Raw genomic sequence first — 19,320 nt, forward strand, 5'->3', positions numbered from 1 at the left:
CCATGCGCCGTCAGATCGACTGGAACGGCAATCTGCGTGCCCGGCTCGGCGTGACAACGCGCAGCGGCATCATGCCCTATGTGACGGGCGGCCTGTCCTACGCCAAGGTGAGCAACAGCTTCACCACCAGCAACGGGGCGAACAGCTTCACCGAAGTCAACCGCAAGGAAGATGCCTGGGGCTGGAACGTCGGCGGCGGCGTGGAAGCCAAGGTCGCGCGGAACTTCTCGATCGGCGCGCGCTATCTCTATACCCGCTACAATGCCGACGATTACCGTGTCGATGTCGGCGCGGGCACGGCTCCGCCGACCAACCCCTTCCGCATAACGCCTTCCGGCGGGGCAAGCATCAATCGCGGCGACAAGTTCGATACCCAGAGCGTGATGGTGACCAGCAGTCTGCGTTTCTGATCAGTTCGATTGCAAGACATGGCCGCCGCGTTGAACTCTCGACGCGGCGGCTATTGCGACAGGAAAGGGGCGCAATGACGAATGGCGCTTCAACCTGATGGAGTGATCCGCCAGACCGTGTTCGACAAGTCGTCGGCGACCCCCAGCGTGGGGCGGACCGGATCGTAGGTCGCGCCCACCGCACACCCCCGGGACTTGCCGTCGAAGCCTATGAACCCGATCACGAATTCGCGCGGCTTGCCGGAAGGACGGCCGGTCGTGAAGGGAAACCATACCACCTTGTATCCCAACCAGTTGGCGGCGATGCCAACTGCCGTGCTCGCCTTCCGCCCCATCTCGGGCTTCTACGGATGGACGCGCGGGTCTGCGTGATTGCCGTAGTAGCTATAGGGCCAGCCATAGAACGCGCCCGGATTAACCGAAGTCATGTAGTCCGGCGCGAGATCGGCGGCACGCAGATCGCGCAAGGCCGCGTCAGTCCAGCGGATCTCGTCGTTGCTGACGCGGGATGCAGGGTCGTCAGGCGCTTCGGAAGCAGGACCGCATGCCGCCAGCGCTCAAGTCACGGGCAGCAGCGAAGAAGCGATCGACCTATTGCGCACGGAAATCTCTTTGGAAGACTTCGATTACAATCGGTTGTAGCGGCATATGTTGCTTGCGGCGCAAAACGATGCGTATCGACCGGCTGCGCGGGAGCAGCTCGAACGGCAGCGACAGCGCGCCTGTGAACTCGCCGCGACGCCCATTCGTGAACGATCTCGGACGAACGCTCGGTGGGGCGGGCAGCCTTGGCCTCAGGTGTCTCGGGACTGCCGGTCACGCCTGGCCGCTTTGGGGAGGCTCACGGCTTTCCAGCAGGCGCTTTAGCGCGGCGAGATCCTTCTCGACCATCGCGGCGTCCTGATCGAAATCGGCTTCGCTCATGCCCGGCTGCCGGAACAGCGTGAACGCCACCTGTGTGCCGGTCCCGTTCTCGATCATGCGCAGCGGGATGTAGATGACGGGCTTGCCCGGCAGCGTGACCCAATGGTCGAGCACGCCGAATTCATTGGGAGGGCTGAACCTGATCGTGGCCTCCCCCAGCGGTGTCTCTGCCCGCCACGTCTCGCCTTCACGGTGAAGAGAGGACGACATGCCTGCCGCCCATTCCGGAAAGTTTTCGGGCTGGCTGGCAAAGGCGTAGGCCTCTTTCATGGAACGATCGATCGTCAGGCCGATCAGGCGGGCTTCGAGACTTGCCATCGCACAACTCCTTTGCCGGTATTCCGCGCGCGCCTCTGCGGGCCGGGGCAAAGGCGCTGGCCGATCGTATCGTCAAAGTTTGCTGGGCGACATCGGGAAAGCTGCCGTCATGTCCCGATGAGCATGATCACGCGCCGGATGGCGAGAGCTGGCCGGCGTAGGCCACTATGATTATGACCGTGATCGCACAGGCAGTTTCCAGGGCCAGCGACCATTTGAGCATTGTGACAGCGCTCGGCGAGCCCGCGACAACCGATGGAACAAAACGCCATCTGTTGAGAGCGGCAAAGCCAAGCATTGCGCCGAAAAACAGGATTTTGGCGCCGATAAGCGAAAGCCAAGATCCGTATGACAAAGTGCCGAGGCCGTCTTTTGACGGATCAGCGATCAACCAGGCGTTAACGAGACCGGAGCCGATCAGCGCGGCGACGACAATGGTTCCGGCGTCGGCGAATTCGGCAAGATCGCATATCACCTGTGCGGGCTCCAACCCGCAGAACAGCCGCGTGGTGAACGACAGGAGCGCACCTAGCCAGAGCGCCGCGGCGAACAGATGGATGACGTCGCTGGCGTGAAGCAATGTTCCCGATGATCCTTCACCCGCGCCAGCGTGACCTGCCCAGGCCGATGTCGCAAGGGCGAGAAGCGCGAAGACGGAAAGTAGCCACGGAGTGGGACGCCATGCGAGCGCAGCGCAAAACAGCACCAGAAATGCCAGGCGTGTCTGCACTACGTTTCCCAACGGTGTTGCCCGCAGGACCATGAAGACGGTTTCGGTGTCGAGCTCGTGCAGTTCCACCCCTGCCATGGCTGCCACATTGACGATCGCCCATGCTGCGGAAGCGACGATGGCAATGACCGCTATGCACAGGAGAACGATGCGCCGGGCCGGATCGTATGGCGGCCTGCGCCGGATCGTCCCGTAAAAGGGTAGCCCCGCCGCTCCCAACAGAAACAAGTAACTTGTGAAACGGGCGACGACGAGGGCGTTCACGCAAGCGCCCTTAGCGAACCGTGAAAGTATAGGAGCCCTCGACCCGGTGCTGGTCGGCGGCTACGGCATGCCAGGACAGCATATAGCTCCCGGTCGGTAGGGGGCGGGGGAGGGCGACCGAAAGGATCTTGCCGTTTGCCTTGGCGGTAATGCCCTTGATCGGCATCGGCTTGTGATCGGCCATGCCCGGCATACCCGTCATGACGAGGTCGACACCTGATAGCGGCCCGACGAGATCTTCTGAAAACGTGAGCGAGATCGCATTGGCCTTGCCAACCGTCGCGTTTACCGCCGGCATTGCGTTCACGAGCTTGGGATGGGCGAATACGATGGAAGGGGCGGCGGCAACGGCAACGGCAAGGGCCAGGGCGGCGGCGGTGAGGGAAACCAGGCGCATGGAATGTCCTTTATCCAGTCGGGGAAGGATTCCGACCGACTTGCACCTGAAGATACGCGGCTGTCCGTTGCATCCCTCAAACACCGCTGGAGAATTTTCGCGCCTTCCGGCACTGAGGGATGTGCGCAGGCTTCGCGTATAAAGAGATGTGATGGATCATGGCGAGACTGGGCAGATGAACGACCTTGAGGATATGTTCGGCATCTTGCGTGACGAGCGAATGCCCGATGCACTGTCCTCTATCAACGGCGCCGTGCTGGCCGGGGTTGCGGCCGGGCAGCAGCGTCTGGCGGTTCGTCGTGGTCTGCTGACGGGGTGCGGCGTGGCGATCATAGTAGGGCTGTTTGGCGCTTATTCCCAGCAACCGTCCGTCCTCGATCTGGGGCGCAACGACCGCGACGCGTTACTGACGATACCCGATGCCGCGCCCTCCCGAATTCTGAAAGTCTGAGCATGGTGTCGCTTTATCGGTATTGCGTCGTAGCGGTTGCAACGGCCCTGATGACGCTGGCGGCGCTGTGGATCGGACAGAGCCTGCGGGCAAACATGTCGGGTGAAAGCGGTCTGCATGTTGTGCTTCATCACGATCTCACGCTGGATGCGGAACAAGGGCGTCGTATCGACAAGCTGGAGCAGGATTTTTCGGTACACCGCCGCAGAATCGAAACCGAGATGCGCGCCGCCAATGCCGATCTGGCCGCTGCGATCACCCGCGAACATGCCTATGGCCCCGATGTGGAAAAGGCGATCGACCGCTCGCACATGGCCATGGGTGAATTGCAGAAGGCGACGCTGCAGCATGTCTTCGCCATGCGCAGGGTGCTGCGTTCCGACCAGACCGGCCGTTTCGACAAGGCCGTGGCAAAGGCCCTGACGTCGCCGCCGCAGGACTGACGCCGCGGTGACGGGTTCCGCTTCCAAGGACGATTCCAGAGACGATGCAGCCGCCGTGGCGGCAGCGCTGGCGGGGAAACAGTTCGGGTTCGACGCGCTTATGGAGGCGCATCGCAGCGCGGTGTTCCGCATGGTGCGCGGCTATCTGGACCATGAGGCCGATGCGCTGGACGTCACGCAGGACAGCTTCGTGGCCGCGTTCCTGTCGCTGCATCGCTATGATCCGGCACGGCCGTTCCGCGCCTGGCTTCTGCGCATCGCGCTCAACAAGTGCCGCGACTGGACGCGGCGGCGCGCGGTGCGGCGGCTGTTCGCCTTCGCGCTACCGATCGAGGATGCCGCGCACGTGCCCGATGCACAGCCCGATCCGGAGGCGGCGTTGAAGTCCCGGCAGGAAGTCGCGCGGATTCACGCCGCCATCGCAGCCCTGCCCGATACGCTCAAGGAGCCGCTGCTGCTTTGCGCCATGGAGGGGCTGCCGCAGGACGAAGCCGCCGCGATCCTGGGCGTCAGCCGCAAGGCGGTGGAAACGCGCATCTACCGCGCGCGGCAGAAATTGTCGCACCTTGTCGAGGGATAGCGCGTCCGCTGACGTATTGAGAGGCATGACTTCGCCGGACTTCACCACCATCGCCCTCGATCGCCGCCGCCTTCTCGCCATGGGCGGGGCGCTGGCGGGTACTCTCGGCTTGTCCAGGCTGTTCCCGGCATGGGCGCGCAGCGGAACCGCCGGAATCGCCCATGCCTCTGCCGGATCGGGCGTGCTATCGGGCGAGAGCATCGCGCTGCAGATCGCCGAAAGCCACTTCGCCACCGGTAGCCGCTCGGGCCATACGGTGACCGTCAACGGCACTTTGCCCGCTCCGCTGCTGCGCCTGCGCGAAGGACAGACGGTGCGCATCGCCGTAACCAACCGGCTGCGGGAGCAGACATCGATCCACTGGCATGGCCTGCTGGTGCCGTTCCAGATGGACGGCGTGCCCGGGATCAGCTTCCCCGGCATCGACCCCGGCGAGACCTTCACGTACGAGTTCGCGCTGCGTCATTCGGGTACGTTCTGGTATCATTCGCATTCCGGCATGCAGGAGGCGATGGGCCTGTTCGGCCCGATCGTCATCGACCCCGCCGCATCCGATGCGTTGGCCTTCGAACGCGAACATGTGCTGGTCCTGAGTGACTGGAGCCCGATCCACCCGCACGAGCAGATGCGCCGCCTCAAGATGTTGAGCGGCTATTTCAACCGTCAGAAGCAGACACTGGAAGGACTGGTGGCGGGCCGCGACCAGTCGCTGTCCGATCGCGTTGCCTGGGGCCAGATGCGGATGGATGCCAGCGACATCTCCGACGTGACGGGGTCGACGTACAGCTTCCTGATCAACGGCCATGGCACGGCGGAGAACTGGACCGGGCTGTTCGCTCCGGGGGAGCGGGTACGCCTGCGGGTGATCAATGCGTCGTCGATGACCAATTTCAACTTCCGTATTCCCGGCCTGCCGCTGATGGTGGTGGCGGCGGACGGCAACCTGGTCCAGCCGGTCGAGACGGACGAAGTGCAGATTGCCATCGCCGAAACGTACGACTTCATCATCGAGCCGGGAGCCGAGCAAAGCTATGGCATCATTGCCGAGGCGCTCGATCGTTCCGGGCAGGTCCGCGCGACCCTGGCACAGCGTATGGGTCTGGCTGCGTCGGTGCCGCAGCTTCGCAAGCGCCCGCTCCTGACCATGCGCGACATGGGCATGGACATGTCCGGCATGGACATGGGGCAGGACGGCGAGATCGACCTGTCCAAGCCCGCGAACGAGAGCATGTCGGGCCATTCCATGAAGATGCGCGATGCTTCTGTGGCGCCGTCCGTGAAGATGGGACCGGGTGTCGCCACGCTATCGCCGATGCCGGTGGACCGGCTGGCGGATCGTCCCACCGGGCTGGAGAACGTCGAGCATCGTGTGCTGACGTATGCGGACCTGCGTTCGCGCGATCCAAACCCCGATCCGCGCGTGCCGACGCGGCAGGTGGAGGTGCACCTGACCGCCAACATGGAGCGCTACATGTGGTCGATGGACGGCACCGCAATGTCGCAAAACCCAGCGCCGATCCCCTTCCGGCTTGGCGAGCGGGTGCGCGTCACCCTGATCAACGACACGATGATGCCGCATCCGATCCACCTGCACGGGCACTTCTTTGAACTGGTACAGGGCGATCCCGGACACCGCGCGCGCAAGCACACGGTCAACGTCCTGCCAGGCGGCAAGGCGGCGTTCGACCTGACGGCGGACGCGGAAGGCGACTGGGCCTTTCACTGCCACATGCTGCTGCACATGCATGCAGGCATGATGCGCGTGGTCACCGTACGGCGCGATTCGGCGCAGGGAGAAGGCTGATGGCGCTGCGCAAGGCACTGCTGCCGATCCTTCTCGCGGCCGCTCCCGTACCGGCTTGGGGTCAGGATCACGCGGGGATGGACCACTCCATGATGGACATGTCGGCGAACGAGGCGCCCGCGGATCAGCCGGGCGATGCGCCAGCGCCGCTGCCGCCGCAGGACCACGCCGCCGACCGCGTGTTCGCACCCGAACGGATGGCCGCATCGCGCAGCGCGATGATCGGCGAGATGGATTTCAGCACTTTCGCGCTCCAGATCGACCGGCTGGAATACCGGGCGGCCAACGGCAAGGATGGCTTCGGCTGGGACGGGCAGGCCTGGTACGGCGGCGATATCGATCGCGCGGTGCTTGCCAGCGAGGGCGAGGGCACTTTCGGCGACCGGGCCGAACGTATCGAACTCAATGCCTATTGGCGTCATGCGCTGGACCCGTGGTTCAATCTGCAGCTGGGCGTGCGCCACGATTTTCGCCCCGATCCCCGGCGGACTTACGCCCTGATCGGGATCGAGGGCCTGGCGCCTTACTGGTTCGACGTTACCGGGCAATTGCTGGTGTCCGAAAAAGGCGATGTCCATGCGCGCGGCAAGGCGGGCTATCAGCAGCGCATCACCCAGTCGCTGGTGGTGGAGCCCGAAGCCGAAGTCGATTTCGCGTTTCAGGATGCACCCGCACTGGCGGTCGGATCGGGGTTCGAGCGCCTCGAACTCGGCGCTCGGCTGAGGTATGAACGCAACCGCTCCCTCGCGCCTTATGTCGGTGTACACTGGGAGCGCAAGCTGGCCGGAACCGCACGACTGGCCCGCGCCGCCGGCGAGGATGTGTCCGGCCTCTCCGCCGTCTTCGGCTTCAGGGCGATGTTCTAGGGCGCGATGACTTTACCTTGAATGACCAACGGTCATTCAAGGTAAAGTCATCTCTCTTTAACGAAACGCAAGTGCCGACAAAAAGCCCAGCCCGGGATCGTCCGGGCTGGGCGTCAGGTGAGGGTTGTTCGCCTCAGTGCTTATGAGGAGCGGCCGGGAAAACGAGCGCCTGCATGTTCGGGTAGAACGCATGCAACACTTCGCTGTCGCCTTCGATGCGCTGGACGACCAGCGAGATTTCATGATGCCCTGCCGGAAGCGGCAGTACGAATGAACCGTCGGCGGACTGCCGATCGACTTGGTACTTGTCGCCGATCATGGTTTTGGCTGTGCCCAGGTTGACACGCTTGATGACGATCGGATCCTGCCCGTCGAACTGGATCGATACGCGGACCGAGCAAGGGCAGCCTTCGGGGGTCACGGTCGCAAGGCCGCTGGTGAACTGAACGAGCACGTTGGACGCCGTCTTGAGATCGACGGCGACTTTGCCCAGGGTGACGGGGTCGCCCTTGTTGATGAGCACATGCTTGCGGTTGGGCGTGTTGTAGAAAGCGATCTGCGGGGTCGAGATCGCATAGGAATCGGGCAGTTCTGCATCGGCATGGCCCGGATGCGCCGACGCGGTTGCTGAAATGGTCAGGGACGCGGCGGCGAAGGCGAACAGGCCGGCTTTAAGCGAATTCATGGATGCTGCTCCGATGCTTGTATTCGTGCAGGGATGTTACGGTCGGTCGCGCGGCGCACAATTCATTAGCGCTTCTCGATCCATGCGCAGGTGTTATGCATGCGCGGACAGGACCTCTTCGCGCATGCGGCGCCTGTCTTCCCAATGAGAGACGACGCAAGTGGCGATGGTGTCGCCCAGGACATTGGTGGCCGGGCGCCCCATGTCCATGAAATGATCGATCGCCAGCGAGAGCAGGCTTGTCACGCTGAACCATGCCAGCGCGCGGCCACCGATCCTTCCAAGCGCAGCGCCATTCCCCATGTGGGCAGATCCGGCCACTCGCTTTGCCTGCGCAACGAGCCGGCCACGCGGTTCAATACAATCGATGGTCGGGAACGGCGCCATGTCTGGATGTTATGCGGCCCGGCGTCGGGGGCTTTTCTCGATGAGGCGGCCACGCGCACCTTCCCTCATGGAAAGGAGCTAGCCCATAACGAAGGTTTATGGACCGCGAACAAGTCGCCAATTGAGGTCGCTGTCCTGACCCTGCATGGTGGCTTTCACGCAAGAGGACACCGATGAAGGATCTGACGCAACTCGTTCATCGCCCGCAGGTGGACCGGGCAGGCTTTTCCAGCCTTGCGGTGCCAACCCATCGTGCATCGACCATCGTGTTTCCGAACGCCGACGCCTATGCCCAGCGCCGTCTGCGCGAGCCTGACGGCTACGCGTACGGACTTGACGGGACGCCGACCACGCGCGTGCTGGAAGCGCAGATCGCTGCGCTTGAGCAGGGCGCGCGCTCGATCCTGTTGCCATCGGGGCAGGCGGCCATCGCGCTGCTGTTCCTGAGCGTGCTCAAGCCTGGCGACACCGTGCTGATCCCGGACACCGTCTACCCGCCGGTACGCGCCTTGTGCGCCGATGTGTTGGCGGCGCAGGGCATAAGGCACCGGATCTATCCTCCGCTCGCGGGCAGCGGGATAGAAGATTTCATCGACGACAGCGTTCGCTTGATCTGGACTGAGTCCCCCGGCTCCGCGACCATGGAAGTGGAGGACTTGCCCACTATAGTTTCCGTTGCGCGGCGGCGGGGCATACTGACAGGCTGCGATAATACCTGGGCGACCCCGCTGCTGTTCAAGCCGCTTGCGGCCGGGATGGATTTCTCGGTCGAAGCTCTGACGAAGTACGCGGCCGGCCATTCCGATGTCCTGCTCGGGAGCGTGACGGTGCGCGACCGGGACTGGCACGTCCGTCTGCGGGCGGTGGCCAAGGTCTTGGGGATCGGAGTATCGCCCGATGATTGTGCTCTCGTATTGCGCGGTATCGAGACGCTGGGCGTGCGCATGGCCCATATAGGCAAGGTTTCGACCGGCATTGCCGGGGCATTGTGCTCTCATCCCGCCGTATCGAGAGTGCTGCATCCGGCGCTTCCCGATTGTCCTGGCCACGCTTTCTGGAAGCGCGACATGACGGGCGCCAGCGGTGTATTCAGCCTTCTCCTGCAGCCGGAACTGGACGCCCTGCTGGACGACGCGCTGGCCGCGATGCGGATATTCGTGATCGGTGCATCCTGGGGGGGGACGCGCAGTCTCGTTGCGCCGATGACGGTGCGCGGACGGCTCGGCGGCAATCCCGAAGGGCGCCTGCTGCGCATCAGCATCGGCCTGGAGGATCCGGACGATCTTCTCGCCGATCTCCTTGGACTGCTCGACCGTCTGGGGGCAGCTAGCACCACGGCAGCGCCATGACCGTTGCCCGCGCATTCCTCTCCCTTGCGTGCCTGGTGGCCGGCAGTGTGCTGCTGGGGGCCTGCTCCGAAGGCCCGACAGCACCGGCCGCGGGTGGGCCCACGCTCGCCGAAGTTCGCGCGCGCGGATATGTGCGGTGCGGCGCGGGCAAGGACACCACCGGCTTCAGCGCTCCCGATTCGCACGGCCGCTGGCGGGGGCTGGATGTCGATACCTGCCGGGCGATCGCAGTGGCTGCGCTCGGCAGCCGGGACAAGGCGCGCTTCGTGCCGCTGACCGGCCAGCAACGGATCACCGCGCTGCTCACCGGCGAGATCGACGTGCTTCCCCGCACCACTACATGGACTCTGCAGCGCGACGCGGGCGGCATCAATTTCACGATACCCAATTATTACGACTACACCGCGTTCATGATTGGTGCCGACAGTGGCGCCAGGACGCTGCGCGACCTCGATGGTGCCACAGTATGCGTGCAGACCGGGTCGCTGACCGAGATCGTCTTCGCAGATGTCGCGCGGCGTACTCATGTCACGATGCATCCGGTGATCTTCGACAATGTGCAGAGCACGCGGCAGGCGTTCCTGGCAGGCCGCTGCGATGCGCTGGCGACCGACCAGTCTGCGCTGATCGCGCTGAGGGCGATGAAGCCAAAGCATCGTTTCGCCATCATTCCCGCCAGCGACGATATCGCTCCGCTGACCCCGGCCGTGCGGCATGGCGACGACCAGTGGTTCGACATTGTAAAGTTCTCGATCGAGGCGATGATCGTGGCCGAGCACCTGGGGATCAACCGCGCCAACGTCGAGGGCATGCGCGGTTCGCGCGATCCGGTGATCCGGCGCTTTTTGGGCGTGGAGCCGGGCAACGGGCGCGCGCTCGGCCTGCGCGACGATTTCGCCTATCAGATCGTGCGGCAGGTCGGCAACTACGCGGAAGTCTACGATGCCAACCTCGGCGCAGGCACCGGGCTGAACATCCCGCGAGGTCCCAACCGGCTGCGCCGCGACGGCGGGCTGATGCTGCCTATCGGATTCTACTGATGGACAGGAAGATCGCTTCTCGGGACCTGGTGCGCTGGTGGCTGCCGCAGGCGCTGTTCGCGGTCCTCGTGCTTGCGCTTGGGGCGAGCTTGCTGGCCGTAGCGGCACATAACCTGTCGGTCCGCGGCATGGTGCTCGATTTCGGTTTCCTCGGGAGCACGGCGCGTTTTCCGATCTCCGAAACGATACTCGCCTATTCGCCTTCGGACACTTTCGCGCGCGCGCTCGTCGTCGGGCTGGGCAACACGGTGCTGCTGGCGCTCGTCGTGATTGTCTTCTCGACCTTGCTGGGCATTCCGCTCGCCCTGGCCCGACGCTCCGAGCATCTTTTGGCGAGCGGAAGCGCGCGCGTCTTCATCGATGCCGTGCGCAATACGCCGCTCGTCGTGCAGTTGCTGTTCTGGTACGGTGTTCTCACGGTGACGCTGCCCGAGCCGGGCCGCGCGCTTCAGGCGGTTCCCGGCATTTTCCTCAACGATCGCGGTCTCTACGTCACCTCCTTCGGTATCACCGGCACGGCGCTGCCGCTTTTACTGGTAGTCGTCGGCGGGCTGCTGACGGTAGCCGTGCTAGCATGGCGGGGCCGCCTGCATCTGGCGAGCGTGGTGACGCTGGCGACCGTGATATCCGCGGGTGTTCTGTGGCTGTCGCTCGGCCTCGGCGTCGCGCCCGACGTGCCGCACCTGGATCACTACAATTTCGTCGGCGGGCTGAGCATTACGCCGGAATTTGCGGCGGTTGCCTTCGGCAGCGTGCTTTATGCGAGCGGCTTTGCCGCCGAGATCATCCGTGCCGGCATCGCGGCGGTGCCTTGCGGGCAATGGGATGCCTGCCGCGCCATGGGTCTTGGCGACCGCCAGAGCCTGCGCCTTGTCATTGTGCCTCAGGCCCTTCGGGTGATGGTGCCGCCGATGACGAACCAGTTTGCCGCCATCCTCAAGAATTCGACGCTGGCCCTTGTCGTGGGATATCCCGACCTGAACTCCATCGCGAATACGACGATGAACCATACCGGTCATGCGCTGGAATGCGTGGGGCTGGTCGCGCTTGTCTATCTGACGCTGGCGGCGACGATCTCGCTGGGGATGGGAACGCTGGAGCGACGCAGTGCGAGGTGGGCGCGTTGAACTTCGTGCAGACTATTCCCGAGCCGGCGCTGGCTCCCCCATCCGGCCGCAAAACCGCCGGCGGCTTTTCGACGCTTTTCGGCGGCGGCGCGAACTTGCTCGCCACGCTGGTATTCGTGGCGGCGATCGAGCGGGGACTACCGCACCTGATGGCTTGGGCTTTCGCGCATGGCGTATGGCAGGGCGATGGCGAGGCATGCCGCGATGCGGGGGCCTGCTGGGTTTTCCTGCGTCACAAGGCGCCGTTCATCCTTTTCGGCATTTACCCCGAGGCGCAGATGTGGCGGCCGATCGCCGTCGTTGCGATGCTGGCGGCGCTGACCTTGTGGACGATGCCTCGCGCTCACTGGAACCGGACGACGCTGGCGGCCTGGGGGGTGGGGCTGGTACTCGCCGTCGCGCTGATGGCCGGCGGAATAGCGGGCCTGCCACCCGTCCCGGCGGCGTCGTGGGGCGGGCTTCCGGTGACACTGCTGATGACGGTGCTCTCGCTGGCGTTTGGCTTTCCGCTGGGTCTGGCGCTGGCTTTGGCGCGACGCAGTGCTTTGCCCCTGATCCGTTATGTTGCTGGCGGGCTGGTCGAAGTGCTGCGCGGCGTGCCGGTGGTGACATTGCTGTTTGCCGCCTCGTTCCTGGCGCCGCTGCTGCTGCCCGAGACGATCCGGCTGGAGAATCTCACACGGGCGCTGGGGGTGTTCACGCTCGTCAGTGCGGCCTACTTCTGCGAGGTCTTGCGCGGTGGCCTACAGGGAGTGGCGCGCGGGCAATGGGAATCGGCGCAGGCGCTGGGCCTTCGCTCCCGCGACGTGCTGTGTGTCGTGATCCTGCCGCAGGCCGTCCGCAAGGTACTGCCGCCGCTGACCAGCACGATCATTGTGGTCATCAAGAATACCAGCCTCGTCATGGTGGTCGGGCTTTTCGATCTCGTCAGCGCGGGCAGGGTGGTGCTCAACGATCCCGCCTGGCCGATGCCTTACGCCGAAACGTACCTGATGGTGGCGCTGGTCTATTTCGTGATCTGTTACGGGGTAGCGCGGTATTCGCTGCACCTTGAGGAGACGCTTGAGGAGGGCCGACGATGACGGCGCTGTCCCTTGTCGGCGTGCATAAATGGTACGGCGATTTTCATGCCCTGCGCAATGTCACGCTGCATGTGAAGGCGGGCGAGCGGGTGGTGATCTGTGGCCCGTCAGGGTCCGGCAAGTCCACGCTGATCCGCTGCGTCAACGGGCTGGAACAGCATCAGGCCGGGGAAATCCTCGTCGCCGGGCAGGCCTTGTCCGACGATCCGCTGGCCCTGCGCGCCATTCGGGCACGTGTGGGCATGGTGTTTCAGGACTTCAATCTGTTTCCGCACCTGACCGTGCTTCAGAATTGCACGCTCGCCCCGGTTCGGGTTCGGGGTCTGTCCGAACAGCACGCGCGCGAGATCGCATACACCATGCTGAAACGCGTGCGCATCGCGGATCAGGCGGACAAGTTTCCCGCGCGGCTTTCCGGCGGCCAGCAGCAGCGCGCGGCGATCGCGCGCGCGCTGTGCATGGATCCTGCATTGATGCTGTTCGACGAGCCCACCTCCGCACTCGACGCCGAGATGGTCAAGGAAGTGCTCGACATCATGAAGGCCCTTGCCCGTGGCGGCATGACGATGGTTTGCGTCACGCACGAGATGGCGTTCGCCCGCGAAGTGGCCGACCGCGTGGTCTTCATGGACAAAGGCCAGATCGTCGAGATCGCGGACGGCGAAACCTTCTTCACCGATCCCCGGCACCCGCGCACGCGGGCGTTCCTGGACAAGATACCCTTTTAAGGAGACCTCATGCTTCGCATCGCGAACAGGCTTGCCCAGCTCGGCATTGCCTTGCCCGAGCCATCGGCGCCCGTGGCCAATTACGTCCCGTACACGCGCTCCGGCCGGATCGTCCATGTCTCCGGGCAGTTGTCCAGGGATGCCGCGCACGAGGTGAAAGGCATTGTCGGCGAGGACGTGACGTCCGAGCAGGCCACCGGGGGGGCGCGGTTGTGCGCGATCAACCTCATCGCACAATTTCGCGCGGCGTGCGGCGGCGATCTCGACCGTGTCACGCAAGTGCTGCGCCTGGGCGGCTACGTACAGGCCGGGCCATCGTTCTTCGCAGTGCCGGCAGTCATCAACGGTGCCTCGAATCTCATGGTCGAGGTTTTCGGAGAGCACGGCCGCCATTCGCGTTCGGCGGTCGGCGTCTACCGGCTGCCGCTGAATTACGCCGTCGAGATCGACGCCGTCATCGAAATTCGCGCCTGAGCGGGCGCCTCATCCAGATCCAACGTTTCGGAGTGACAAGACATGACTAATCGACGGCAGTTCCTTGCCGGTGCCGGGGCGGTGTCCGCGGGCACGCTGCTGGCCGGACATGCTCTGGCGACGCCGGCTCAGGCAGGTGTGCGTGGCAGTCTGCTGGGGGGCGGACTTTCCTTTGCGCAGACCCAGCAGCGCCTTGCCGCGCTTTATGATATCGACAGGTCGATCGTGAACTTCGACGCGGCCTACTATGGTGCGATGACGAAGTCTGTGCACGCGGCCTATCTCGACAAGGTCGCATGGGTTAACCGCTATAATTCCACCTTCCTGCGCAGCGGCGTTCCCGACATGCCCCGCGACCAGGAACTCGACAAGTCCCGACAGGCCGTCGCCGACCTGATCGGCGCGTCGCTGGAGGAAGTGGCGCTCAGCGGGGGCGGCACCGAAGGGCTCTATGCCCTGATTACCAATTATGCGCTGCTCAAGGCCGGCGATGCGGTGATCTACTGCGATGCCGACTACGACGAGATGCAATACGCAATGGATTATCTCGAGAAGAGCCGGGGTGCACGGGTCGTGCGGTTTTCGCTGCCGGAACCGCATACTCGGGCGAATATCCTGGCTGCCTACGAGAAAGTGCTGAAGGAAACGCCGCGCGCGAAGCTGCTGCTCGTCACCCACGTGTCTAACCGCAACGGGTTGATCCCGCCGGTCAAGGAAATCGTCGCGATGGCCAAGGCACGCGGGATCGACGTGATACTGGACAGCGCGCAGGCGGTCGGTCAGATGCCGTTCAACGTCGCCGATACCGGCGCTGACTTTATCGGCTTCTCGCTTCACAAGTGGGTTGCGGCGCCGCTTGGTACGGGTGGCATCTACATCCGCAAGTCGCGCCTCGGCGACATCGAGCCGTGGCTGGGCAACCGGATATATTCGGCGGACGAGATTCGTTCGCGCATTCCCAGCGGCACTGTCGATTTTGCGGCGCGCCTGACGATCCCGGCCGCGCTGGAGGTTCAGGCTGCCATGGGCATCGAGCAGAAGTTCTCGCATCTCAAGGCTTTGCGGGACTACTGGGTCACGCGCGTGCGGGACGTGCCCGGCCTGCAGCTGATGCTGCCGGATGAGCCAGGCAATTACGGGGCCATCAGCGCTTTCAGGCTCCCCGGCATGGACAGCCCCGCGAAGGCTAAGGCGGCGCAGGCCTTGTTCGTAGAGAAGCACAAGCTGCTCGTGGTCGCCAAGGCGGGGCTGGCATCGGGCGCCGGGCTGCGCGTGACGCCGGCGTTGTTCAATACCACGGCCGAACTCGACCGTCTGGTCGCCGCGATCCATCAGGAGCGTCGCGCCTTCGACTGACGCTTGCGCGTCCCCGCCTATTGTCACCACAGTATCGGAGCATATCCATGACGCTTCTTCGCCTTGCGGCGACCTCATTCGTCTTCCTGATAGGCCTGGGATCCACGGCGGTCTCCGCCGACGAAGGTGCCGTCCTGTTCAAGCAGCGCTGCGCTGCGTGTCACAGCACCGAAGCCGGCAAGAAGTCCGGGGCGGGGCCGAACCTGTCCGGCATCGTCGGCCGTAATGCCGGTACGGGCGCCTATCCCTATTCACCCGCGCTCAAGAAGGTCAATGTCCGCTGGGATGCTCGTACGCTCGACAGCTGGTTGTCAGGCCCTTCGAAGATGGTGCCGGGAACGCGAATGTTCACCAGCGTACCCGTGCCGGACGATCGCAAGGCCATTGTCGCTTATCTCTCGGGCCTGAAGGCGCGCTGACGTCGCGGCCGCGCATGAAGAATGTGTCTCAGGGCAAGACCCATAAGTTTCATGCATGGACTCGTTCAAACCCGTCACTTGTCCCTTGGGAGGAGCCGGGCAAGATGGCGGGGACGAACCGGACAAGGGGTAAAGCTCCGGGGCATCGCAAGAATGTCCGCCGTTCGTCCGCAGGAGCGTGCAATTCTTTACCAGGGGGTAGCATGCATTTGAGATCGAACACGCCGCCAGCGCCATCCGGCGAACGCAGTGGCTGCGCTTGAACGCTACTGATGCTCGGGCGATGCCAGGGCGGCAGCGCCTGACGTAGCTGCCGGGCAGGCATTCAGAGATATCCGATCATCGCTGCCGGTCGCGGCGGCAAGGATTGTGTCCGCAAGTGACGGACCGATCTCACGCGTCTATCGATAAAACAGGGAAAACGAAGATCATGAGGCAACTTCGCAACATCGCCATGGCGTCTACCGGACTGGCAGTGCTTTCCTGCATCCTGCCGGCCACCGCAGCGTTCGCGCAGGAAGCCGGTGCGGACGGAGGTAGCGACATCGTCGTCACCGGTTCGCGTTTCGGCAGCCGATCGGCAGCGGAATCGGTCGTTCCCATCGATCGCATCAGCGTGGATGAACTGGCCCGCGGAGGGCGGACGGAAGTTCAGGACATGCTGAAGACTTCCGTTCCCAGTTTCAGCACGCCGCGACCCAATGCATCCGGGGCGGGCGAATTCCTCACTCCGCCGACATTGCGCGGCCTCTCGACCGGACAGCTGCTTGTACTGGTGAACGGCAAGCGGCGTCACTCGTCAGGTGATCTCAGCACCAGCAACGGTATCGGTCGAGGCGACGTCGCCTACGACTTCAATGCTATCCCCAGCATGGCGCTTTCCGGTGTCGAAGTCCTTCGCGACGGCGCTTCGGCTCAGTACGGCTCGGACGCGATCGCGGGTGTCATCAATCTCACCCTCGATAAATCGACCGGCATGAAGGGCAAGATCTCGACGGGCATCACTAAAGAAGGCGATGGCGAATTTATCGACGTGGGCGGCAGCGTAGGGCTGCCGGTATGGAACGGCGGCGTGATCCGCGCGACCGTGCAGTACCAGAACCATGCGTCCACCAATCGATCCCTGGACGACACCCGCCAGCAGTATTTCGGCCATAATTCGGCCGGCGGCCTGGTCGCGCCGTCCTCTTTCTACGGCTCGGGCACGGGGCTGACTGCGTCCAGCGGCGCGCTCGATCCTCGCGAAGCGACGATAGAGCGTCACACCTCGCGTCAGGGTAACTCGAACTACGAAATGAAGTCCGTTTTCCTCAATGCCGAAATCCCCACCAACGGCGGCGGGGCGACTTTCTACGGCTTTGGCGGATACAGCGACCTCGACGGGCGCACGGCATTCTACTTCCGTCGTGCCGGCCAGGACCAGACCGTGCGGGCACTGCATCCGGATGGCTTCATTCCCTACGGCGACATTCGCTTGCGCAACGTTTCGGCAACGGGTGGCCTGCGCGGCGAAAATCTTGTGGGCTTCGACTGGGACGTCTCGACCGGCTACGGCAAGAGCCTGATCGACAACGGGACCAGCAACACCAACAACGTGTCCTACGGCACCGCCAGCCCGACGGATATTCATAACGGATCCACCCGTTACGATCAGTGGACTACCAATCTCGACCTGACGCGCAAATTCGACATGGGCGATGGCAGCCCTCTCAACCTGGCTCTGGGCGCGGAATATCGCGAAGAAACCTACCATCTGCTGGCAGGCGAGGTGGCGAGCTATGCCGATGGCGGGTTCGCTATTCTCGATGGCCCGAACGCGGGCAAGGTTGCCCCGGTCGGAACCCAACCCACGCCGGGCATTTCGCCGGTCGATGCGGCCTTCGGTCGGCGCAACAGCAAGGCGATCTACGGGGAAGTGGAAAAGCTGTTCTTCGATCGCCTGACGCTCGATGCGGCGGTACGCTACGAAAAATTCTCCGACTTCGGCAGCACCACCAACTATAAACTTTCCGGTCGTTTGCAGGTGATCGAGCCGCTGGCGCTTCGCGCATCGTTCAGCACGGGTTTTCGCGCACCGCATCTTGCGCAAATGTATTTCGGAAGTTCGACGACCAGCTTCATCAATGGCGTGGCGACGCTCATTCGCAACCTGCCCGTGGATAGCGAGGCCGCGCGCCTGATCGGAGCCACCGATCTCAAGCCGGAGAAATCCAAGAACCTGTCGGCCGGCTTCGTCTACACGAGTGGAGGCCTAACCTTCACGGTTGATGGCTACCAGATCAAGCTGACCGACCGTATCGTCCAGTCCGCAGTGTTCCAAGGCACGTCGCTCATCAATTATCTGGCTGCCAACGGCGTTGCGGGGATTGCAGGGGCCAGCTATCTCACCAATGCCGTGGACACGACCACGCGCGGTGTCGATGTGACGCTGACGGACAAGTTCGATCTCGGTTCGCTTGGCGAACTGTCGGTCCTGCTCGCAGGCAACTACAACAAGACGAAGTTCGACAAGATCGCCGGCACGCCCGCCGAGATCGCGGCGCTGGGTATCACCACTCCGCTTTTCGACCTGACGCAGCAGGTTCGTATCTCCGACAGCCAGCCCCGCTCCAAGGTCCTGCTCAACCTGAACTGGAAGTCGGGCGACTTTTCACTCGGGCTGACCAATACCTACTACGGCAAGGTATCGGCAGTGGCATTCACCAGCCTGACACCCGCGCAGATCGCTGCGCTGACACCCGGCTACGATGTCACGCTGGTCCCGGTCTCCTCGACCAGCGCCAACTCGCAGGTGATCCAGCATTTCAAGGGCAAGGTCATTACCGACATTCAGGTGAATTATGACTTCACGCCCGGTATCACCCTCAGCGCGGGCGTAAACAATCTGTTCGACATCTACCCGACTCAGAACCTGCGTTCGACTGTCGCAAGCGTTGCGGCAGGGACAAACGGATCGGACAACGCCGGGACCTTGCCGTACAATGCAATCTCGCCGTTCGGCTTCAACGGCATGTCGTTCTTCGCCTCGGCTGGGTTCAAGTTCTGAGCGACCGATACGGAGTGATGCGCTGCGCCATCGTCTCGAAGCTGATTTTTCTGACGATGGCCGGCGCCGGCATACACGGGGGCATCGCTTTCGCGCGATCGGTCGCGCCGACCCCTTCCGGTGCGGCCGAGAGCGAGATTACGCTGATCGCTGCGCGGCTGGCAACGGGCAGGACCAACTGCGCCTCCATAATCGCTGGCCGACTGGACCGGATCGGGCGGCTTGACGGACCGCTTCATGCCGTGGTTGCGCTCGACCGGTCGGCACTGGCGGAAGCAGGCCGCATCGATGCGATGACCCGCACCGCGCGCCGCGCCTTGCCGCTCGCCTGCGTGCCGGTACTGGTGAAGGACAACATCGATGTCGCCGGTCTGCCGACGACATCCGGCTCTGTGGCCCTGGCCCGCAACGTTGCGGGCCGCGACGCGGATGTCGTGGCG

General features: G+C 63.7%; 21 protein-coding genes and 1 pseudogene. 16 read left to right on the plus strand and 6 right to left on the minus strand.

Going from position 1 to position 19,320, the window contains the following annotated elements:
• On the plus strand, positions 1–410 hold a 410-nt coding region (locus tag ACYPYD_RS12085; RefSeq protein WP_459663347.1), incomplete at its 5' end, for an outer membrane protein.
• 89 nt (positions 411–499) lie between these two features.
• Here the strand turns inward: ACYPYD_RS12085 and ACYPYD_RS12090 are convergent.
• The 4 genes and pseudogenes from ACYPYD_RS12090 to copC form a co-directional block, all read right to left on the minus strand.
• A pseudogene (locus ACYPYD_RS12090) lies at positions 500–853 on the minus strand (sorbosone dehydrogenase family protein); the annotation flags it as partial.
• Positions 854–1,226: 373 nt separating this feature from the next.
• Positions 1,227–1,652, minus strand: coding sequence for an SRPBCC family protein (locus ACYPYD_RS12095; protein ID WP_069709423.1), 426 nt, complete (start codon positions 1,650–1,652; stop codon positions 1,227–1,229).
• A gap of 127 nt (positions 1,653–1,779) precedes the next feature.
• Positions 1,780–2,646, minus strand: a complete 867-nt coding sequence (copD, locus tag ACYPYD_RS12100) for a copper homeostasis membrane protein CopD (protein ID WP_083274780.1) — start codon at positions 2,644–2,646, stop codon at positions 1,780–1,782.
• A gap of 10 nt (positions 2,647–2,656) precedes the next feature.
• Positions 2,657–3,043, minus strand: coding sequence for a copper homeostasis periplasmic binding protein CopC (gene copC / locus ACYPYD_RS12105; protein ID WP_036528859.1), 387 nt, complete (start codon positions 3,041–3,043; stop codon positions 2,657–2,659).
• Positions 3,044–3,218: 175 nt separating this feature from the next.
• Between copC and ACYPYD_RS12110 the strand changes: the two genes are divergently transcribed.
• From ACYPYD_RS12110 to ACYPYD_RS12130, 5 genes are read left to right on the plus strand one after another with little or no spacing between them, the layout of a single operon-like run.
• Entirely contained in the window at positions 3,219–3,494 is a 276-nt protein-coding gene (locus ACYPYD_RS12110; RefSeq protein WP_155986424.1) for a hypothetical protein, read from the plus strand.
• A gap of 2 nt (positions 3,495–3,496) precedes the next feature.
• Positions 3,497–3,937, plus strand: coding sequence for a periplasmic heavy metal sensor (locus tag ACYPYD_RS12115; RefSeq protein ID WP_008831487.1), 441 nt, complete (start codon positions 3,497–3,499; stop codon positions 3,935–3,937).
• A 7-nt stretch (positions 3,938–3,944) separates the two neighbouring features.
• On the plus strand, positions 3,945–4,517 hold the full coding sequence (locus ACYPYD_RS12120; protein WP_051587110.1) for an RNA polymerase sigma factor: 573 nt from the start codon (positions 3,945–3,947) through the stop codon (positions 4,515–4,517).
• Positions 4,518–4,542: 25 nt separating this feature from the next.
• Positions 4,543–6,321 carry a copper resistance system multicopper oxidase gene (locus ACYPYD_RS12125; RefSeq protein WP_459663349.1) on the plus strand — a complete coding sequence of 593 codons (1,779 nt, stop codon included), beginning with the start codon at positions 4,543–4,545 and terminating at the stop codon, positions 6,319–6,321.
• Positions 6,321–7,187 (plus strand): copper resistance protein B, encoded by an 867-nt coding sequence (locus ACYPYD_RS12130; RefSeq protein WP_197524490.1) that lies wholly within the window; start codon positions 6,321–6,323, stop codon positions 7,185–7,187. The genes ACYPYD_RS12125 and ACYPYD_RS12130 overlap by 1 nt, the downstream gene beginning before the upstream one ends.
• Positions 7,188–7,320: 133 nt before the next feature.
• On the opposite strand, the gene ACYPYD_RS12135 is transcribed toward ACYPYD_RS12130, so the two are convergent.
• Complete coding sequence (locus ACYPYD_RS12135) at positions 7,321–7,872, minus strand: hypothetical protein (protein WP_008832317.1); 552 nt, start codon at positions 7,870–7,872, stop codon at positions 7,321–7,323.
• A gap of 93 nt (positions 7,873–7,965) precedes the next feature.
• Positions 7,966–8,175 (minus strand): hypothetical protein, encoded by a 210-nt coding sequence (locus ACYPYD_RS12140; RefSeq protein ID WP_036528868.1) that lies wholly within the window; start codon positions 8,173–8,175, stop codon positions 7,966–7,968.
• Between the two features lie 257 nt (positions 8,176–8,432).
• On the opposite strand from ACYPYD_RS12140, the gene ACYPYD_RS12145 reads away from it, so the two are divergent.
• From ACYPYD_RS12145 to ACYPYD_RS12190, 10 genes are all read left to right on the plus strand, one after another.
• On the plus strand, positions 8,433–9,608 hold the full coding sequence (locus tag ACYPYD_RS12145; RefSeq protein WP_036528870.1) for a trans-sulfuration enzyme family protein: 1,176 nt from the start codon (positions 8,433–8,435) through the stop codon (positions 9,606–9,608).
• Positions 9,605–10,648 carry an amino acid ABC transporter substrate-binding protein gene (locus ACYPYD_RS12150; RefSeq protein WP_069709421.1) on the plus strand — a complete coding sequence of 348 codons (1,044 nt, stop codon included), beginning with the start codon at positions 9,605–9,607 and terminating at the stop codon, positions 10,646–10,648. Before ACYPYD_RS12145 ends, ACYPYD_RS12150 begins: the two co-directional genes overlap by 4 nt.
• A complete protein-coding gene (locus tag ACYPYD_RS12155; RefSeq protein ID WP_036528876.1) occupies positions 10,648–11,775 on the plus strand; it encodes an ABC transporter permease subunit in 1,128 nt (375 codons plus the stop codon). The genes ACYPYD_RS12150 and ACYPYD_RS12155 overlap by 1 nt, the downstream gene beginning before the upstream one ends.
• Positions 11,776–11,780: 5 nt before the next feature.
• Positions 11,781–12,857 (plus strand): amino acid ABC transporter permease, encoded by a 1,077-nt coding sequence (locus tag ACYPYD_RS12160; protein ID WP_459663361.1) that lies wholly within the window; start codon positions 11,781–11,783, stop codon positions 12,855–12,857.
• Positions 12,854–13,585: an amino acid ABC transporter ATP-binding protein gene (locus ACYPYD_RS12165; protein WP_036528878.1), complete on the plus strand. Its 732-nt coding sequence runs from the start codon at positions 12,854–12,856 to the stop codon at positions 13,583–13,585. Before ACYPYD_RS12160 ends, ACYPYD_RS12165 begins: the two co-directional genes overlap by 4 nt.
• Positions 13,586–13,594: 9 nt before the next feature.
• Entirely contained in the window at positions 13,595–14,059 is a 465-nt protein-coding gene (locus ACYPYD_RS12170; protein ID WP_008830614.1) for a RidA family protein, read from the plus strand.
• Positions 14,060–14,101: 42 nt separating this feature from the next.
• Positions 14,102–15,415 carry an aminotransferase class V-fold PLP-dependent enzyme gene (locus ACYPYD_RS12175; RefSeq protein WP_036528881.1) on the plus strand — a complete coding sequence of 438 codons (1,314 nt, stop codon included), beginning with the start codon at positions 14,102–14,104 and terminating at the stop codon, positions 15,413–15,415.
• Between the two features lie 47 nt (positions 15,416–15,462).
• Complete coding sequence (locus ACYPYD_RS12180) at positions 15,463–15,834, plus strand: c-type cytochrome (protein WP_008830612.1); 372 nt, start codon at positions 15,463–15,465, stop codon at positions 15,832–15,834.
• A gap of 430 nt (positions 15,835–16,264) precedes the next feature.
• The gene (locus ACYPYD_RS12185) at positions 16,265–18,880 is read left to right on the plus strand and encodes a TonB-dependent receptor plug domain-containing protein (protein WP_155986426.1); all 2,616 of its coding nucleotides are present in this window, start codon (positions 16,265–16,267) and stop codon (positions 18,878–18,880) included.
• Positions 18,881–18,897: 17 nt separating this feature from the next.
• Positions 18,898–19,320, plus strand: a 423-nt coding sequence (locus tag ACYPYD_RS12190) for an amidase family protein (protein WP_459663351.1), incomplete at its 3' end; no start/stop codon positions are given.

Source organism: Novosphingobium sp. 11B (assembly GCF_054589055.1).

What these genes read in the sequence shown, in the direction of transcription:
- ACYPYD_RS12095 (WP_069709423.1), bottom strand. Translation starts at nt 1,652, where the DNA reads ATGGCAAGTCTCGAAGCCCGCCTGATCGGCCTGACGATCGATCGTTCC.
- copC (WP_036528859.1), bottom strand. Translation starts at nt 3,043, where the DNA reads ATGCGCCTGGTTTCCCTCACCGCCGCCGCCCTGGCCCTTGCCGTTGCC.
- ACYPYD_RS12110 (WP_155986424.1), top strand. Translation starts at nt 3,219, where the DNA reads ATGAACGACCTTGAGGATATGTTCGGCATCTTGCGTGACGAGCGAATG.
- ACYPYD_RS12115 (WP_008831487.1), top strand. Translation starts at nt 3,497, where the DNA reads ATGGTGTCGCTTTATCGGTATTGCGTCGTAGCGGTTGCAACGGCCCTG.
- ACYPYD_RS12125 (WP_459663349.1), top strand. Translation starts at nt 4,543, where the DNA reads ATGACTTCGCCGGACTTCACCACCATCGCCCTCGATCGCCGCCGCCTT.
- ACYPYD_RS12130 (WP_197524490.1), top strand. Translation starts at nt 6,321, where the DNA reads ATGGCGCTGCGCAAGGCACTGCTGCCGATCCTTCTCGCGGCCGCTCCC.
- ACYPYD_RS12135 (WP_008832317.1), bottom strand. Translation starts at nt 7,872, where the DNA reads ATGAATTCGCTTAAAGCCGGCCTGTTCGCCTTCGCCGCCGCGTCCCTG.
- ACYPYD_RS12140 (WP_036528868.1), bottom strand. Translation starts at nt 8,175, where the DNA reads ATGGGGAATGGCGCTGCGCTTGGAAGGATCGGTGGCCGCGCGCTGGCA.
- ACYPYD_RS12145 (WP_036528870.1), top strand. Translation starts at nt 8,433, where the DNA reads ATGAAGGATCTGACGCAACTCGTTCATCGCCCGCAGGTGGACCGGGCA.
- ACYPYD_RS12150 (WP_069709421.1), top strand. Translation starts at nt 9,605, where the DNA reads ATGACCGTTGCCCGCGCATTCCTCTCCCTTGCGTGCCTGGTGGCCGGC.
- ACYPYD_RS12155 (WP_036528876.1), top strand. Translation starts at nt 10,648, where the DNA reads ATGGACAGGAAGATCGCTTCTCGGGACCTGGTGCGCTGGTGGCTGCCG.
- ACYPYD_RS12165 (WP_036528878.1), top strand. Translation starts at nt 12,854, where the DNA reads ATGACGGCGCTGTCCCTTGTCGGCGTGCATAAATGGTACGGCGATTTT.
- ACYPYD_RS12170 (WP_008830614.1), top strand. Translation starts at nt 13,595, where the DNA reads ATGCTTCGCATCGCGAACAGGCTTGCCCAGCTCGGCATTGCCTTGCCC.
- ACYPYD_RS12175 (WP_036528881.1), top strand. Translation starts at nt 14,102, where the DNA reads ATGACTAATCGACGGCAGTTCCTTGCCGGTGCCGGGGCGGTGTCCGCG.
- ACYPYD_RS12180 (WP_008830612.1), top strand. Translation starts at nt 15,463, where the DNA reads ATGACGCTTCTTCGCCTTGCGGCGACCTCATTCGTCTTCCTGATAGGC.
- ACYPYD_RS12185 (WP_155986426.1), top strand. Translation starts at nt 16,265, where the DNA reads ATGAGGCAACTTCGCAACATCGCCATGGCGTCTACCGGACTGGCAGTG.